We start from the raw sequence: 15,655 nt of genomic DNA, 5'->3' as shown, positions 1-15,655 counted from the left end.
CCTCCCCAACCCTCCCCCGCAAGGGGGGAGGGAGCGCAGATAGGCGCGCGGCAAGAGCGATGATGGAGAACTCGCTCACTTCGCGAGCTCCTTCAAGCCGAGGCGAATGAGTTGCGCCGTCTCGGCATTCTCACCGGCGCTGCGCGAAGCCGACGCGATGGCCGCGGCCGCCTGCGGCTGGCCGTAGCCGAGATTGACGAGCGCGGAGATCGCATCCGCCACGGGGCGCGGCGCGCGCTGGTCGTCGACGGCGCCGGCGAGATGCACGACGGCGGGATCGACATTGGCGAAGGCCGGCGCCTTGTCCTTCAATTCGGTGACGATGCGCTCGGCGACCTTGGGGCCGACGCCGGGCGTGCGCGACACCGCCGCCTTGTCGCGCAGCGCGATGGCGTTGGCGAGATCGGCCGGCGACAGCGTGCCGAGCACGGCCAGCGCGACCTTGGCGCCGACGCCCTGCACGGTCTGGAGCAGGCGAAACCATTCGCGCTCCTGATCAGAGCGGAAGCCGAACAGCTTTATCTGGTCCTCGCGGACATAGGTCTCGATCGACAGCACCGCGGCTTCGCCCGGCGACGGCAGATGTTGCAGCGTGCGCGACGAGCAATGCACCTGATAACCGACGCCGCCGACGTCGAGGATGACGAACTCCTCGCCATAGGAGTCGATAAGGCCCTTGAGCTTGCCGATCATCGTGTCGCGTTCCCCTCGTCACCTCCCCCCTTGCGGGGGAGGTCGGCGCGTAGCGCCGGGAGAGGGGTCAGCCGCGAGCGCCGGCGCCCGGGGCTACCCCCCTCCCCGGCCCTCCCCCGCAAGGGGGGAGGGAGAAGTATGTGCCTGTGGCTCATGACGTGCCCCACACCATTAAATCCCCACCACCTTCAGCCTTAGCGCCGTGCTCTGGCGGTGATGGGCGTGGGTGATGGCGATGGCGAGCGCGTCGGCGGCATCCGCTGATGGCGGCTCGGCTTTCGGCAGCAATATCTTCAGCATCATCGCGATCTGTTGTTTGTCGGCGTGGCCGGCGCCGACGACGGTCTTCTTCACCTGGTTCGGCGCGTATTCGGCGACCGTGATACCGAACATCGCGGGCGCGAGCATGGCGACACCGCGGGCCTGGCCGAGCTTCAGCGTCGCAACGCCGTCCTTGTTCACAAAAGTCTGCTCGACCGCGGCTTCCATCGGCTTGTGGTCGGACAAGACCGCGGCGAGCCCCTCATGGATCGCGAGCAGCCGGCTCGACAGCGGCAGCCCGTCCGGCGGTTCCACCGAGCCGCAGGCGACATAGACGAGACGATTGCCTTCGGCCTCGATCACGCCCCAGCCGGTGCGGCGCAGGCCGGGGTCGATGCCGATGATGCGAACGGGCTGGCGAATCGGGAGCGCGGTCATGGGCCAGTGATAGCGGCTGGCCGCGGTGGGGGAAACAGAAACAGAACAGAAGTCCCCGGGGAAGTATGGTCTCGTGGTCGAATGCTCGCGCGGCCTGCCACAAGAACCTGCCACAATGAACGGTGTCATACCCCGCGAAGGCGGGGTATCCAGTACGCTGCGGCTTCGCCGTAACACTCCGGCGTCTCTGGAATACTGGATCGCCCGCCCCGGTGCGCAAGCGCGCACAAGGCGGGCGATGACGGCAGAGTGTGGGAGAGACAGACGAGCCGTTACCCGCCCATCTTCGCCAGCAGCGCGTCGGACACCTCGAAATTGGCGTAGACGTTCTGGACGTCGTCGTGCTCGTTGAGCAGGTCCATCAGCTTGAGCAGCTTCTCGCCGGTCTCGTCGTCGACCGACACCGTGTTCTGCGGCTTCCAGATCAACGCGGCCTTGCGCGGCTCGCCGAACTTGGCTTCCAGCGCCTTGGCGACGTCGCGGTAGCTCTCGGTCGAGGCGTAGATCTCGTGGCCGCTCTCGCTCGAGATCACGTCATCGGCGCCGGCCTCGATCGCGGCATCCAGCACCGCGTCGTCGGAGGCGACGCTGCGGTCATATTCAATGATGCCGGTGCGATCGAACATGAAGGAGACCGAGCCGGTTTCGCCGAGGTTGCCGCCGGACTTGGTGAAGAAGGAGCGGATGTCGGAGGCGGCGCGGTTGCGGTTGTCCGTCAGCGCCTCGACGATGACGGCGACGCCGCCGGGGCCATAACCCTCGTAGCGGATCTCGTCATAGTTCTCGCCGTCGCTGCCGATCGCCTTCTTGATCGCGCGCTCGATATTGTCCTTCGGCATGTTCTCCTGGCGCGCCGCGATCACGGCCGCGCGCAGGCGCGGATTCATGTTGGGATCGGGCGTCCCCAGCTTGGCCGCGACGGTGATTTCCCGCGCCAGCTTGCCGAAGATCTTCGACTTCTGGGCATCCTGCCGCCCCTTGCGGTGCATGATGTTCTTGAATTGGGAATGTCCGGCCATGCGTGGTCTCTTCGAGTGCTCTCTTGGAATCGTCCGCCAATGAGGGTGGGAAGCGCGGCCTTATAGGCCGCCAACCCACCGGAATGAAAGGGTCTCTCGTACTTTACGGTAATATCGTAGGGGCTAATGCCTAGAGGTGAGGCATCGTTAACCCTGATTTCATTCCGACTTGCGAAAATAGCGTCCGCCCGTCCCCCGACAAGAGAGACCTGATGGCGTTCGGACTATTTCGGAAGCGTCTGCCGGACACAGTCGCGCCTGTGGCACCCACGCAGGCCGAGCCATCCGCCCGTTCCGAACCGATCCAGACGTCCGACGGCGATTCGGCCCGGGAAATCCTGGAGCTGCTGGAACTCGAGCTCGGTGCCATGATTCGCCAGCTCGAGCGTGCCGCCAATTCGGTCGCCGGAGGCGCGGAGGCGACCGCGGCGACGCTGGCCGCCATCCGCGAGCGCACCGATGCGCTGACCGGACGCACCAACGCCGCCCAGTCGACCGCGACCACTTTCGCTGAGGCCGCCGACAAGTTCACCCAGTCCGCGCAGGGAATCGGCACGCAGGTCCGCGCAGCCGGCAAGCTCGCCGATGAGGCCAGCGCCGCGGCGCAGGAAGCCCGCGCCAATGTCGACCGCCTGCGCGAATCCTCGGCCGCCATCGGCAACGTCGTCAATCTGATCGCGCAGATCGCGCGGCAGACGACGCTGCTCGCGCTCAACTCGACCATCGAGGCTGCACGCGCCGGCGCTGCAGGAAAAGGCTTTGCGGTCGTCGCCACCGAGGTCAAGGCGCTCGCGGTGCAGACGCAGGGCGCGACGGAAGAGATCACGAGGAAGATCGACGCGCTCCAGAAGGACGCTGCCAGCTCCGCCGATGCGGTGCACCGCATCTCGCAGGCGATCGAGGCGATCCGCCCGGTGTTCGAGACGGTCGACGGCGCGGTCGCGGAGCAGAACGCGACCACCAGTGAGGTCTCGGGTAACGCCACCAGCGCGTCCCAGTTCATCGTTGCGGTCGGCGAAAGCGCTGCCGAAATCGACGCCGCGACCAAGGCCGCCGAGACCCATGGCGAGGGCGTTGCCAGCGCCGGCAAGGCCGTCACCGCCTTCGCGCAGAAGCTGAAGTCGCGATGCGCGGTTCTGCTGAGGCAGAGCGAGCAGGACGACCGCCGCAAGACCGAGCGGCTGCCCTGCCACCTCAGATTCGAAAGCGCGCGCGGCGTGATGCCGGTCTACGAAATCGCAATGGACGGCGTGCTGATCGGCGGTGCGGATGCGGCAAGGCTTGCGCCGCACGCGGTGATCGAGGGCACTCTCGAAGGCGTCGGCGCCTGCCGCCTTCGCGTGACCGAGCAGTCGAAGTCCGGCGCTCGCGCGCGATTCGTCAGCCCTGTTGCGGAGCTGAGCGAAAAGATCGAAGACAAGCTCTGGTCGATCCACGAGGAGAACACCGAGTTCGTCACCCGCGCCATGGAAGCGGGCAACGCGCTGACGAAGATCTTCGAGCAGGCGGTCGCGCGCGGCGAGGTCAAGATCGACGACCTCTTCGACACCGACTATGCGGAAATCGCCGGCACCAATCCGCAGCAATACCGCACGAAGTATCTGGACTGGGCCGACCGCGCGCTGCCGCCGTTCCAGGAAGCCTTTCTGGCGAAGGAGCCGCGCATGGCGTTCTGCGCCATGGTCGATCGCAACGGTTTCCTGCCGGTGCACAACAAGATCTATTCCCACCCGCAGCGGCCGGGCGACGTCGCCTGGAATACGGCCAACAGCCGCCACCGGCGCATCTTCAACGATCCGGCGGGGTTAGCTGCGGCGCGCAACCTGCGCTCGTATCTGATCCAGAGCTATGCGCGCGACATGGGCAACGGGAATACGGTGATGATGCGCGAGATCGACGTCCCGATCCGCGTGCAAGGCCGGCACTGGGGTGGATTCAGGACGGCCTACAAGCTGTAGAGCATGATCCGGAACGCGCGACGACGATTCTTCGCGCTGAGTGCACGCTCAGGCAAGACGCCGAAGCGCGAATCACCTCCTAAACTCGGACTGGAATGGGAATGCCGCGGGGGAGCCGGCGAACGGCTCTGACTGGAGGACTCATCGAACATGTCCGTCGCACAACTTGCAGTACTGGACACCGTATCCAACCGCACGCTGGCCGAGCGTCTCATTGATCAGCTTGCCGACCGCATCGGCGGTCTCGGTGTGGAACTCGCCGACATCGCCGGGAACGTCCAGGAAGTCGCAAACCGCGTTGCGAACCAGTCGGAACGATTCCATCACCTGCAGAAGACGGCCGAGACTATGGTCTCGGCCAATCACGACATCGCCAATGCATCGCAGGCGGTGCAATCGACCACATCCGCCGCCGTCGGCGAGATCGCCCAGTCGCGCAGAGCGGTCGACACGGCGGTCAGCCACATCTCGGAGCTCGTCGCGGCCGTGGGACGGATCGAGGCGCGGCTCAGCGCAGTCGGCTCAGCGCTGGCACAGGTCGCGAAGGTGTCCGGGTCGATCGAGGCGATCGCGAAGCAGACCAACCTGCTCGCGCTGAATGCAACAATCGAAGCCGCGCGCGCCGGCAATGCCGGCCGCGGCTTCGCGGTGGTCGCAAGCGAGGTCAAGAACCTCGCGGAAGCCACCCGCCAGGCCACGCATCAGATCTCCGACACCGTGCGCGATCTCGACGGCCAGATCGAAGGCCTGATCGGCGAGAGCAGTGACGCCTCGCTGCGCGCGAAGACCGCCGGCGAAGGCGCCCAGCAGATCTCCGGCATCATCACCCGGGTGCAGCAGGGCTTTGCGTCCGTCGAAGCGGAGATCGACAGCGTCACCCGCGCCGCGACCTCCAATCTCGGCCATTGCGACACGGTCATCAGCGAGCTCAACGAGCTCGCCAAGGGCGTCGACCTCTCCTGCCGCGACCTCAAATATGCCGACGAGCGGGTGGCGAAGCTGCTCGACACCTCCGAAAACCTGATCGCGCTGATCGCCGACAGCGGCGTAGAGACGTCGGACGCGCCCTTGATCCGCGTCGTCGTCGATACCGCGAAACGGATCTCGGCCGAGTTCGAGGCCGCGATCGACCGCGGCGAGATCACGCTCGATCAGCTCATGGACGAGACCTATCGGGAGATCCCGGGCACCGATCCCAAGCAATATCTCACCAAGTACGTCGCGTTCACCGATCGCGTGCTGCCCACGATCCAGGACCCGATCCAGAAATCCGATCCCCGCATCGTGTTCTGCGTCGCCTGGGCCAAAGGCGGCTATCTGCCGACCCACAACCCGAACTACCGCCTGCCGCAGGGCAAGGACCCAGTCTGGAATAACGCCAATTGCCGCAATCGCCGCCTGTTCACCGACCGCGCGGTGAAGAAGGTCGCGGCCAACACCAAGCCGTTCCTGCTCCAGACCTATCGCCGCGACATGGGCGGCGGACAGTTCGTGCTGATGAAGGACCTGTCGTCGCCGATCGTGGTCCGCGGCAGGCATTGGGGCGCGTTCCGGATGGGCTTCCGGCAGGGCTGACGGCCGGCCGGACGCCGATCACGCGACGCCCTCGCTTGCGGGCCTTTCGCAATCGCACGAAATTCGTCATCGCACAGCTTGCGAATTCGCAGATCGCTTTGCGATGATCGTCGCCGCATGTGAAGAAAATGCGTCAAAAAATGATGCTTATCATATCAATTAGTCCAAAACTGAAGCAATCGTCCAGCACGATTGCGTGAAACGGATTGTCTGCTGCGTCGCGCGCGCAAATCTGCATTGCGAAAATTTTGTCGCCTCGCGCGCTGCATCAGTGCGATATGAACGCGCGATTTCGCAAATGTCCGCTGTCTGCGGCCATTGAGTAAGAGGATGCATATGGCAACGACGCTGACAATCAACGGCGAGCGGAAAACGCTCGACGCTCCGCCCGAAATGCCCCTGCTCTGGGTGCTGCGCGACATCCTCGGAATGACCGGCACCAAGTTCGGCTGCGGCATCGCGCAATGCGGCGCCTGCACCGTGCATGTCGATGGCAAGGCGGTGCGCTCCTGCGTGCTGCCGGTGAGCGCGGTCGAGAACCGCGCGATTACCACCGTCGAGGCTGTCGGCAACACGCCGGCAGGCGCGAAGGTGCAGAAGGCCTGGCTCGATCTCGAGGTGATCCAGTGCGGCTACTGCCAGTCCGGCCAGATCATGGCGGCAGCCGCGCTGCTGGCAGCAACGCCCAATCCCGATGACTCCGACATCGACGCTGCGATGGCCGGCAACATCTGCCGCTGCGGCACCTATGTACGGATCCGGGAGGCGATCAAGCAGGCCGCCTCCGGCCGTCAGTCGTGAGGTCCGCCATGATCGCAGACAAGACTCTTTCGAGCGTCTCCCGCCGCGCGCTCCTCACCGGCGGCGTTGCGACCGGCTTCCTCTTGGCCTTCCACCTGCCGCTGCGCGCTGCCGTCAACGAGCCGGTGCAGCCGCGCGATGCGACCGACGGCAAGTTCGCGCCTAACGCCTTCATCCGCATCGATGAGACCGGCCACACCGTCCTGATCATGCCGCAGGTCGAGATGGGCCAGGGCACCTACACCTCGATTTCGGCGGTGCTCGCCGAAGAGCTCGACGCCGACTGGGCCAAGGTCGAGGTCCAGCACGCGCCGCCCAATGACAAGCTGTACGGCAATCCGACTTTCGGCCTTCAGGTCACCGGCAACTCCAACTCGATCCGCGCCTGGTGGACACCGCTGCGCAAGGCCGGCGCGACCGCGCGCGCGATGCTGGTGCAGGCTGCCGCTGCCGAATGGCAGGTCGAGCCGGCAAGCTGCACGGCGTCGAAAGGTGAGGTCACGCATGCCGCAAGCGGCCGCAAGCTTGCCTATGGCGCGCTGGCGCAAGCCGCGCAAGGCCAGACGCCGCCAAAGGACGTCGTGCTGAAGGACCCCAAGGACTTCGTCTATATCGGCCAGCCGCTGAAGCGGCTGGACACGCCGGACAAGGTCAACGGCAAGACGGTCTATGGCATCGACGCGATCCTGCCCGGCATGAAGATCGCGACGGTCGCCACCTGCCCCGTGTTCGGCGGCAAGGTCGGCAAGGTCGACGACAGCGCTGCGATGAAAGTCCCGGGCGTGCGCAAGGTCGTGGTGCTCGACGACACCGTCGCCGTGATCGGCGATCACATGTGGGCGGCAAAGAAGGGCCTTGAAGCAGTCAAGATCGAGTGGAACGAGGGGCCGCACGCGAAGCTCACCACGAAGGACATCTGGCAGGACCTGCGCGCAGCCAGCGCGAAGGACGGCGCGGTCGCGAAATCCACCGGCGACATCGCAAAGGGCCTTGCGAGCGGCGACAAGTTCGAGGCTGCATACGAGCTGCCGTTCCTGGCGCATGCGTCGATGGAGCCGATCAACGCCACCGTGCATGTGAAGCCGGACTCCTGCGAGATCTGGACCGGCACGCAGATCATGACGCGGGTGCAGTCGGAGGCGGCGAAGGCTGCCGGCCTCCCCGTCGACAAGGTGATCGTCAACAACCATCTGCTCGGCGGCGGCTTCGGCCGCAAGCTCGAACCGGACATGGTGATCACGGCGGTGAAGATCGCCAAGCAGGTCGACTATCCCATCAAGGTGATATGGACCCGCGAGGAAGACATCCAGCACGACGTCTATCGCCCGGTCTATCGCGACCAGATCACCGCGTCTCTGGTCGACGGCAAGGTCGCGGCCTGGAAGTACAAGGTCGCCGGCTCCGCCGTGGTGGCGCGCTGGCTGCCGCCGGCGTTCCAGAAGGGCATCGACATTGACGCCGTCGACGCAGCCGTTGATGCGCCCTACGACTTCGCCAACTTCCATGTCGAATATGTCCGTGCCGAGCCGCCGGCGGTGCCGACCGGCTTCTGGCGCGGCGTCGGCCCGAACAACAACGTGTTCGCGGTCGAATGCGCGATGGACGAGCTCGCACGCAAGGCCGGCAAGGATCCCGTGGAATTCCGCAGGTCCATGCTGACCAAGAACCCGCGCATGCTCGCGGTGCTCAACCACGCGGCCGAAAAGGCCGGCTGGGGCCAGCCCTTGCCGGCGCGCGTCGGCCGCGGCGTCTGCGTGCAGCCATCGTTTGAGACCTTCATCGCAACCATCGTGGAGGCGGAGATCGACGACATCGGCGAGATCGCGCTCCGCCGCGTCACCTCGGTGGTCGACACCGGCATCGCGGTCAACCCTGATACGGTGAAGGCGCAGATCGAGGGCGGGCTGATCTTCGGTCTCACCGCCGCGCTCTATGGCGAGATCACCATCGAAAAGGGGCGCGTGCAGCAATCGAACTTCCACGACTACCGCATGATGCGCATCAACGAGACGCCGAAGATCGAGGTCATCGTGGTCAAGAGCGGCGAAGCGCCCGGCGGCATCGGTGAAGCCGGCGTCAACGCCGGACCACCGGCGCTGCGCAACGCGATTTATGCCGCAACCGGCGTCGCGCTGCGGCGCCTGCCGATCGATCGGAAAGCTTTGGCTGTGGGGAAGAAGGCATGAGTGGGGTGATGCGCATCCTCGCAAGCCTGGTCGTGATCGCGATCGTCGCGGTGGCGCTCGGCGTCTGGTACATCCGCGGGCCCGGCCCGCTCGATTTCGCGGGCGGCACGAAAGTAGCGCTGGCGGATTACCGCGCCGGCAAGCCGACCGGCGTGCCGGCGTCGCTCGAGAAGGCGAGCCTGGTCGAACGCGGCGAATGGCTTGCGAAGGCGGCGGACTGCATGGTCTGCCACACCAAACCGGGCGAGAAGGAATATTCCGGCGGGCTCGGCTTCAAGCTGCCATTCGGCATGCTTTATTCGACCAACATCACGCCGGACAAGGAGACCGGCATCGGCAATTACAGCGACCAGGACTTCCTCAACGCGGTCCGGCGCGGCAAGCGCCACGACGGCGCGCGGCTCTATCCGGCGATGCCTTATGCATCCTACGCCTACATGACGGACGAGGACGTTCTGGCGGTGAAGGCCTATCTGTTCAGCCTGCCGCCGGTGCGCGCCAAGGCGCCGGAGAACACGCTGTCCTTCCCGTTCAACCAGCGCTGGGCGATGATCTTCTGGTCGGCCGTGTTCAATCCCGACACGCGCTTTACGCCCGACACCTCGAAGAGCCCGGAGTGGAACAGAGGTGCGTATCTTGCGGAAGCGCTGGCGCATTGCGGCGAGTGCCACACGCCGCGCAACCTCGGCTTTGCGCTGGACAACCGCAAGAAGTTCGCCGGCGCCATCACGGCGGGCTGGCGCGCCTTCAACATCTCCTCCGACAAGGCGACGGGTCTCGGCAATTGGCGCGACCAGGATCTGATCTCGTATCTCTCGCTCGGACACGCGGCGGGCCACGGCTCGGCCTCGGGCCCGATGGGCGAAGCGGTCGATCACAGCTTCAGCCAGTTCGCGCCCGAAGACATCCGCGCCATCGTCGTTTACCTGCGCAGCGTACCGCCGCAGCCTTCGCCTGATCTGCCCGCAGTCACCGCGCCCGCGGCTCCTGCCTCGCACAGGGACGGCGTGACGGCGGATGCGCGCGGCAAGAGGGTGTTCGCCAGCGCCTGCGTCAGCTGCCATGGCTGGAGCGGCGAAAGCCCGATGTCGCCGATGGCGACGCTGACCGGCACCTGGGCCGTCAACGACCCCGCCGCCATCAACGTCGCGCAGATCGTGCTGTCCGGCACCAAGCGCCACACGCCCGACGGCGCACTCTCGATGCCGGCCTTCGGTAACGCCTACACCGACGACGAGATCGCGGCGGTGGCGAACTACGTGACGGCGCGGTTCGGCACGGAGGGCTCGAAGCTGACGGCGAAGGACGTCGCGGAGTTGAGGGAGCAGACGGCGGAGTAATTGCGCTGCAAATGCCGCTGCACCTTCTCCCCTTGTGGGAGAAGGTGGCGCGAAGCGCCGGATGAGGGGTTGCTTCCGCGAGTTCGAATGCGCGAGGCTCACGCGCGGAAAGAGACCCCTCACCCGTCTCGCCGCTAGGCGGCGAGCCACCCTCTCCCACAAGGGGAGAGGGCGCAGCGGATGTGTGACTCCGCTGTTCAGCTCAACCAGAACCTCGGCGTCGCCGGCTCGAGCCGGCCGCCGGCACGCACCGGGGCGATGCGGAGTGCAAGCCCCGTCGCATCATCCGTCTCCACTGCAACGCCACTCAGCGTCGCCGCGCCCGCCGCCGGCTCGAACCGGCCTGACGGAATGCCCGACGTAAACCGCCGCAGCGGTTCTTCCTTCTGCATGCCGATGATGGAATCGTAGTCGCCGGTCATACCGGCGTCGGTCATGTAGGCGGTGCCGCCGGTGAGGATCTGGTGATCGGCGGTCGGCACGTGCGTGTGCGTGCCGACGACGAGGCTGGCGCGGCCGTCGCAGAAGAAGCCGATGCCCTGTTTCTCGCTGGTCGCTTCGCAATGGAAGTCGACGACGATGGCATCGGCGGCTTGGCCGAGCGGACAGGCACCAAGCTCGCGCTCGAGCGCGGCGAAGGGATCGTCAAATGGAGTCATGAAGACGCGGCCGAGCGCATTGACGACAAGCGCATGCTTGCCGTTCTTGGTCTCGATCAACGCGGCGCCGCGGCCGGGCGTGCCGCGCGGGTAGTTCGCGGGCCGCACCAGGCGCTCCGCACGCTCGATGAACACCAGCGCCTCGCGCTGGTCCCAGGAATGGTTGCCGAGCGTCACCGCGTCGGCGCCGGCATCGAGAAGCTCCTGATAAATCGCTTCGGTGATGCCGAACCCGCCGGCGGAGTTCTCGCCATTGACGACGACGAAATCGAGCGACCAATCCTTGACCATGCCGGGCAGATATTCGGCGACCGCCGCGCGCCCGGCTCGGCCGACGACATCACCCACGAAGAGAATGCGCAACTTCAGGACTCCGGAAATCGAATACGTCCGATTCCGTTAGCACATAATCCAGCGCGACGTCGTGCGATAGTGCCGGAACCGCCTTGATCTCCTGCGCCGCGAAGGCGAGCCCGATGCCGACGATGTGCTTGGCCTTGCGCAAATGGGCAAAGGTGAAGTCGTAATGCCCCGCCCCATAGCCGATGCGATGGCCGAGACGGTCAAAGGCCGCGAGCGGTGTCAGCATGATGTCCGGGATGACCTCGGCCGCCGCAGGCGACGGCTCGGGAATGCCGAGCGGACCGAGCATCAGGCGGTCGTTCGGATGCCAGATGCGGAAGATCAGCGACTGGCCGCGCGCAGTGACGCAAGGCAGCGCGAGCCGGGCACCTTCGCCAGCGAGCTTCACCATCAACGGCATCGGATCGATCTCGCTGCGGATCGGCGAGTAGCCGGAGACGATGCTGCCGGGCAGGAGTTCGAACGGCAGGCCGCGCTTGGCGAGCTTTGCGGCAGCGGCGGTGCGCTTCTTCTCGCTCAGCGCGTCGCGCGCCGCGAGGGCCTTGGCGCGCAGGTCGGCTTTCGAATTGGACATGTGCTGGGTCCCCCAAGGTCATCACCCGCGCAGGCGGGTGATCCAGTATTGCAGAGGCGGTGGTGTTCACACTCGAACGCCGCGGCGTACTGGATGCCCCGCTTTCGCGGGGCATGACATCGTACCGAACTGAACCGCCGCAGTCTGACGCGCAATTCGACGGGCACAAAACGAAACGAACAGAAGCGCGAAGCCGCGGACGCCGTTGAAGCACTCGATCCCGGAGTTCCCTACGAAAGTAGGTGGGCACCATATGTCCGGGCCCACGGGCCCGGCCAGGGACAGTTCCCTAAAGGATCGATAAGGCCCCGGGGATATTATGGCTCCTGACGTGCGTCGCAGCCTCGCAACCGCAATCTAACAACGATACTGCCGAATCACCAGCCCAAGGGCAGCGGCCCCCCAAGGAACGATGAGATGAGGCGCCGTCGGGCGCCGCGGTGTTCACCTCTCCCCAGCGGGGAGAGGTCGGATTGCGAAGCAATCCGGGTGAGGGGCCGCAGCGCTCGGTGAGGACGTAACTCCTCACCCGGATCGCATCTTTCGATGCGATCCGACCTCTCCCTACGGGAGAGGTGAACCGAGCTCTCCTGGCAGTGCTCCAATCAAAACTGATCAAGTATCAGCCTATCGCGATCCCGCCGCCGACGGTCCGGTTCAGGACCTGGGTCGATTTCTCGATTCGCTCGGCTGCGGCATTCAGCGCATTCACCACCGCGGTCTGGGTCATCCTGGCGCGCTCGACGGCGGCATTGCGGAAATCCCGCAGTTCGTTCAGCTCCTGCTCCATGGTGCGGATGCGGTTGCCGGCATCGACCAGTTCGTCGCACGCAGTCAGCGCCGCCATCACCGTGAGCCGCGCATCGCCGATCTCGCCGAACTTTCCGCGCAGTGACTGGATCCGCATCTCCAGGCTTTCGGCGAGCTTCAACAACCGTACTTCCTGACCCTCCTCACAGGCCATGCGGTATTGCCGGCCATTGATGGTGACGTTGATGTGGCTCATCCATCCTCTCCGGTATCGAGTACCGAACGTATCGTGACGATCGCGGAATCCAGCCGATCGGAGATCTCGCGATTGGTGCGCTCGAGCTTGCGCGCCTTCACCAGCGCGCCGTCGAGCTCGTCGGCAAGCCGCGAGCGATCTGCGCCGAGGGCCTGGATTCGCGTCGCGAGTTCGTTCTCGTCGCGATCGGCATCGCGCCGCCGCTCGACTGCGCTTTCGAGCGCATCGAGTGCTGCCATGAGCCTGCGGGTCGCGATCTCGATCTCGACGGCAGATGACTCCGTCATGGCGGAACTGTTGGATACGCGATCGTTCATGCGGTCAGCGGCGAACTAGTGGCCTTTGCCCCGGGGACTTGCCGTCCGGCAAAAGACTCGGTTCGGCAAGCGGTTAGAAGCAGAAATTTACGTGGCAGGGAAGGGAAGCGCAACGCCGCGGGGAAACTATGCACCGATAGATCAGCATCGGGCATGCCGAACGGCTGGTTCCTGGTCTGCACATTCGCGGCTGCGGCTTTTCCGGATCGCGCTACGAGCAACTTTTCGGCCGGGGATGACGTTTGATTGCCTTGGACTCCCGGAACCGAGATGCTATCCAGCCCCCGACCTTGAGCAAGGCTCCTTCCCGCGCGGGCGTTCACCGCCACCAAGCGCCTCATTTCAGACGGATTTCAGACATGACGCAGGTCGATCTCACCCGTATGGCCAACACGCAGGTCGATCACACCCGTATGGCCAACGCGATCCGCGGGCTAGCGATGGACGCTGTCGAGAAAGCGAAATCGGGCCATCCTGGTCTGCCGATGGGCGCCGCCGACATTGCCACGGTGCTGTTCACGCAGTTCCTGAAATTCGACGCCGCCGCGCCGAACTGGCCGGACCGCGACCGCTTCGTGCTCTCGGCCGGTCACGGCTCGATGCTGCTCTACTCGCTGCTGTACCTCACCGGCAATGCCGACATGACGCTGGACCAGCTCAAGCAGTTCCGCCAGCTCGGCTCGCTGACCCCGGGCCACCCCGAAAACTTCCACACCAAGGGCATCGAGACCACCACCGGTCCGCTCGGCCAGGGCATCTCCACCGCGGTCGGCATGGCGCTGGCGGAGAAGATGCTGGCCGCCGAGTTCGGCAAGAAGATCGTCGATCACCACACCTTCGTGCTCGCCTCCGACGGCGACCTGATGGAAGGCGTGTCGCAGGAAGCGATCGCGATGGCCGGGCATTGGAAGCTCAACAAGCTGATCGTGCTCTACGACGACAACGGCATCTCGATCGACGGTCCGACCTCGATCTCCGATTCCGTCGACCAGGTGAAGCGCTTCAAGTCGGCAGGCTGGGCTGCCGAGAAGATCGACGGCCAGGACCAGGCCGCGATCGCAGCCGCGATCACGCGCGCGAAGAAATCGAACAAGCCGACGCTGGTCGCCTGCCGCACCACCATCGGCTTCGGCGCGCCGCATAAGGCCGGCACCGCGAAGGCGCATGGCGAGGCGCTCGGCGCCGACGAGCTCAAGGCCGCCAAGGAAAATCTCGGCATCTCGCTCGAGGCGTTCTCGGTGCCGGACGACGTGCTGAAGGCTTGGCGCGAAGCCGGCAGCCGCGGCGCGGCGGCGCGTCAGGAATGGGAAGGACGGCTTGGCGAGCTCGGCAGCCGCAAGCGCGCCGAGTTCGAGCGCCGCCTGCGCCATGAGCGTCCGGCCTCGCTCGCGAAGGCGCTGCGGGCGCACAAGAAGGAGCTTTTGGAGAAGCCGCTGACGGCCGCAACCCGCAAGTCCTCGGAAGCCGCGATCGAGGCGATCGCGGCCGCGATGCCGATGGAATTCGTGGCGGGCTCCGCCGACCTCACCGGCTCCAACAACAACAAGGCGAAGTCGGCAACGGCCTTCTCGGCCAAGACGCCGAAGGGCCGCTTCATCCATTACGGCATCCGCGAGCACGGCATGGCCGCGGCGATGAACGGCATCTTCCTGCATGGCGGGTTCGCACCGAACGGGGCGACATTCCTGGTGTTCACCGACTATGCCCGTCCCGCGATGCGCATTGCCGCCTTGATGGGCGCGGGCGTCGTTTACGTGATGACGCACGACTCCATCGGCCTCGGCGAGGACGGCCCGACCCATCAGCCGGTCGAGCATCTCGCCGCCCTTCGCGCCATTCCCAACATGCGCGTGTTCCGCCCTTGCGATTCCATCGAGGTCGCCGAGTGCTGGGAGCTCGCGCTCAACCGCATCGACGGGCCGACGGTGCTGGCGCTGACGCGGCAGAACCTGCCGCAACTCCGTACCACCGCACCCAACGAAAACCCCTGCCAGCAGGGCGCCTACGAGCTCGTGGCGGCCCAGGGCGAACCCAAGGCGACGCTGTTCGCCTCCGGCTCCGAGGTCGAGATCGCGGTCGCCGCCCAGAAGCAGCTCGCCGAACGCGGCATCCCGTCGCGGGTGGTCTCGGTGCCCTCGCTCGAGCTGTTGTTAGCGCAACCAGAGGCCAAGCGCGCGGCGATCATCGGCAACGCGCCGGTGAAGGTCGCGATCGAGGCCGCCGTGCGCTGGGGCTGGGATGCCGTGATCGGCCAGGATGGCGAATTTATCGGCATGCATTCCTTCGGCGCGAGCGCGCCGGCGAAGGACCTTTTCAAGCACTTCGGCATTACTGCAGAGGCTGCGGTTAACGCTGTGCTGAAGCGCGTTTCCTGAGAGTTGAGCTTGCCGGAAAAAAGGACTACGTAACTCCTCATATGATCAAGCCGCGCCCGGCCGAACCGGGCGTCCGCCCTAAAAAACCCT

At 65.6% G+C, this 15,655-nt stretch carries 13 protein-coding genes and 1 other RNA gene; 6 read left to right on the top strand and 8 right to left on the bottom strand.

The features are described from left to right. Positions 1 to 75: 75 nt before the first annotated feature. The 3 genes from ruvA to AYJ54_RS19280 all read right to left on the bottom strand — a co-directional run bounded on the left by ruvA (position 76) and on the right by AYJ54_RS19280 (position 2,411). On the bottom strand, positions 76 to 693 hold the full coding sequence (ruvA, locus tag AYJ54_RS19290; protein ID WP_063701130.1) for a Holliday junction branch migration protein RuvA: 618 nt from the start codon (positions 691 to 693) through the stop codon (positions 76 to 78). A 171-nt stretch (positions 694 to 864) separates the two neighbouring features. Further along, a complete protein-coding gene (gene ruvC, locus AYJ54_RS19285; protein ID WP_063701128.1) occupies positions 865 to 1,392 on the bottom strand; it encodes a crossover junction endodeoxyribonuclease RuvC in 528 nt (175 codons plus the stop codon). Positions 1,393 to 1,664: 272 nt separating this feature from the next. Next, positions 1,665 to 2,411: a YebC/PmpR family DNA-binding transcriptional regulator gene (locus tag AYJ54_RS19280; protein ID WP_063701126.1), complete on the bottom strand. Its 747-nt coding sequence runs from the start codon at positions 2,409 to 2,411 to the stop codon at positions 1,665 to 1,667. Positions 2,412 to 2,623: 212 nt separating this feature from the next. On the opposite strand from AYJ54_RS19280, the gene AYJ54_RS19275 reads away from it, so the two are divergent. The 5 genes from AYJ54_RS19275 to AYJ54_RS19255 all read left to right on the top strand — a co-directional run bounded on the left by AYJ54_RS19275 (position 2,624) and on the right by AYJ54_RS19255 (position 10,271). Next, the gene (locus AYJ54_RS19275) at positions 2,624 to 4,369 is read left to right on the top strand and encodes a methyl-accepting chemotaxis protein (RefSeq protein ID WP_063701125.1); all 1,746 of its coding nucleotides are present in this window, start codon (positions 2,624 to 2,626) and stop codon (positions 4,367 to 4,369) included. A 150-nt stretch (positions 4,370 to 4,519) separates the two neighbouring features. Further along, positions 4,520 to 5,944: a methyl-accepting chemotaxis protein gene (locus AYJ54_RS19270; protein ID WP_063701124.1), complete on the top strand. Its 1,425-nt coding sequence runs from the start codon at positions 4,520 to 4,522 to the stop codon at positions 5,942 to 5,944. 336 nt (positions 5,945 to 6,280) lie between these two features. Continuing rightward, on the top strand, positions 6,281 to 6,745 hold the full coding sequence (locus tag AYJ54_RS19265) for a (2Fe-2S)-binding protein (RefSeq protein ID WP_201724224.1): 465 nt from the start codon (positions 6,281 to 6,283) through the stop codon (positions 6,743 to 6,745). Positions 6,746 to 6,753: 8 nt separating this feature from the next. Beyond that, complete coding sequence (locus AYJ54_RS19260; protein WP_063701122.1) at positions 6,754 to 8,931, top strand: xanthine dehydrogenase family protein molybdopterin-binding subunit; 2,178 nt, start codon at positions 6,754 to 6,756, stop codon at positions 8,929 to 8,931. Beyond that, positions 8,928 to 10,271: a c-type cytochrome gene (locus AYJ54_RS19255; protein ID WP_063701120.1), complete on the top strand. Its 1,344-nt coding sequence runs from the start codon at positions 8,928 to 8,930 to the stop codon at positions 10,269 to 10,271. The genes AYJ54_RS19260 and AYJ54_RS19255 overlap by 4 nt, the downstream gene beginning before the upstream one ends. Positions 10,272 to 10,468: 197 nt before the next feature. Here AYJ54_RS19255 and AYJ54_RS19250 read toward each other — a convergent pair whose 3' ends face one another. From AYJ54_RS19250 to AYJ54_RS19230, 5 genes are all read right to left on the bottom strand, one after another. After that, on the bottom strand, positions 10,469 to 11,293 hold the full coding sequence (locus AYJ54_RS19250; RefSeq protein WP_063701118.1) for a TIGR00282 family metallophosphoesterase: 825 nt from the start codon (positions 11,291 to 11,293) through the stop codon (positions 10,469 to 10,471). Further along, positions 11,271 to 11,867 (bottom strand): 5-formyltetrahydrofolate cyclo-ligase, encoded by a 597-nt coding sequence (locus tag AYJ54_RS19245; protein ID WP_063701116.1) that lies wholly within the window; start codon positions 11,865 to 11,867, stop codon positions 11,271 to 11,273. Before AYJ54_RS19245 ends, AYJ54_RS19250 begins: the two co-directional genes overlap by 23 nt. A 186-nt stretch (positions 11,868 to 12,053) precedes the next feature. Continuing rightward, a non-coding RNA gene (gene ssrS, locus AYJ54_RS19240) (6S RNA) lies at positions 12,054 to 12,215 on the bottom strand. 274 nt (positions 12,216 to 12,489) lie between these two features. Beyond that, positions 12,490 to 12,873, bottom strand: coding sequence for a cell division protein ZapA (locus tag AYJ54_RS19235; protein WP_063701114.1), 384 nt, complete (start codon positions 12,871 to 12,873; stop codon positions 12,490 to 12,492). After that, complete coding sequence (locus tag AYJ54_RS19230) at positions 12,870 to 13,190, bottom strand: DUF4164 domain-containing protein (protein ID WP_063701112.1); 321 nt, start codon at positions 13,188 to 13,190, stop codon at positions 12,870 to 12,872. The genes AYJ54_RS19235 and AYJ54_RS19230 overlap by 4 nt, the downstream gene beginning before the upstream one ends. 359 nt (positions 13,191 to 13,549) lie before the next feature. Here AYJ54_RS19230 and tkt point away from each other — a divergent pair, with 359 nt between their 5' ends. Beyond that, a complete protein-coding gene (gene tkt / locus AYJ54_RS19225) occupies positions 13,550 to 15,565 on the top strand; it encodes a transketolase (protein WP_136623804.1) in 2,016 nt (671 codons plus the stop codon). The last annotated feature ends 90 nt before the right edge of the window (positions 15,566 to 15,655 follow it).

Source organism: Bradyrhizobium centrolobii (assembly GCF_001641635.1).
In the GTDB taxonomy this organism is placed as follows: domain Bacteria; phylum Pseudomonadota; class Alphaproteobacteria; order Rhizobiales; family Xanthobacteraceae; genus Bradyrhizobium; species Bradyrhizobium centrolobii.
The sequence above is the reverse complement of the archived record's forward strand: the minus strand, read 5'-3'. Positions and strand labels throughout refer to the sequence as shown.

What these genes read in the sequence shown, in the direction of transcription:
- AYJ54_RS19245 (WP_063701116.1), bottom strand. Translation starts at nt 11,867, where the DNA reads ATGTCCAATTCGAAAGCCGACCTGCGCGCCAAGGCCCTCGCGGCGCGC.
- AYJ54_RS19275 (WP_063701125.1), top strand. Translation starts at nt 2,624, where the DNA reads ATGGCGTTCGGACTATTTCGGAAGCGTCTGCCGGACACAGTCGCGCCT.
- AYJ54_RS19235 (WP_063701114.1), bottom strand. Translation starts at nt 12,873, where the DNA reads ATGAGCCACATCAACGTCACCATCAATGGCCGGCAATACCGCATGGCC.
- AYJ54_RS19280 (WP_063701126.1), bottom strand. Translation starts at nt 2,411, where the DNA reads ATGGCCGGACATTCCCAATTCAAGAACATCATGCACCGCAAGGGGCGG.
- tkt (WP_136623804.1), top strand. Translation starts at nt 13,550, where the DNA reads ATGACGCAGGTCGATCTCACCCGTATGGCCAACACGCAGGTCGATCAC.
- AYJ54_RS19230 (WP_063701112.1), bottom strand. Translation starts at nt 13,190, where the DNA reads ATGAACGATCGCGTATCCAACAGTTCCGCCATGACGGAGTCATCTGCC.
- AYJ54_RS19255 (WP_063701120.1), top strand. Translation starts at nt 8,928, where the DNA reads ATGAGTGGGGTGATGCGCATCCTCGCAAGCCTGGTCGTGATCGCGATC.
- AYJ54_RS19270 (WP_063701124.1), top strand. Translation starts at nt 4,520, where the DNA reads ATGTCCGTCGCACAACTTGCAGTACTGGACACCGTATCCAACCGCACG.
- AYJ54_RS19260 (WP_063701122.1), top strand. Translation starts at nt 6,754, where the DNA reads ATGATCGCAGACAAGACTCTTTCGAGCGTCTCCCGCCGCGCGCTCCTC.
- AYJ54_RS19265 (WP_201724224.1), top strand. Translation starts at nt 6,281, where the DNA reads ATGGCAACGACGCTGACAATCAACGGCGAGCGGAAAACGCTCGACGCT.
- ruvC (WP_063701128.1), bottom strand. Translation starts at nt 1,392, where the DNA reads ATGACCGCGCTCCCGATTCGCCAGCCCGTTCGCATCATCGGCATCGAC.
- ruvA (WP_063701130.1), bottom strand. Translation starts at nt 693, where the DNA reads ATGATCGGCAAGCTCAAGGGCCTTATCGACTCCTATGGCGAGGAGTTC.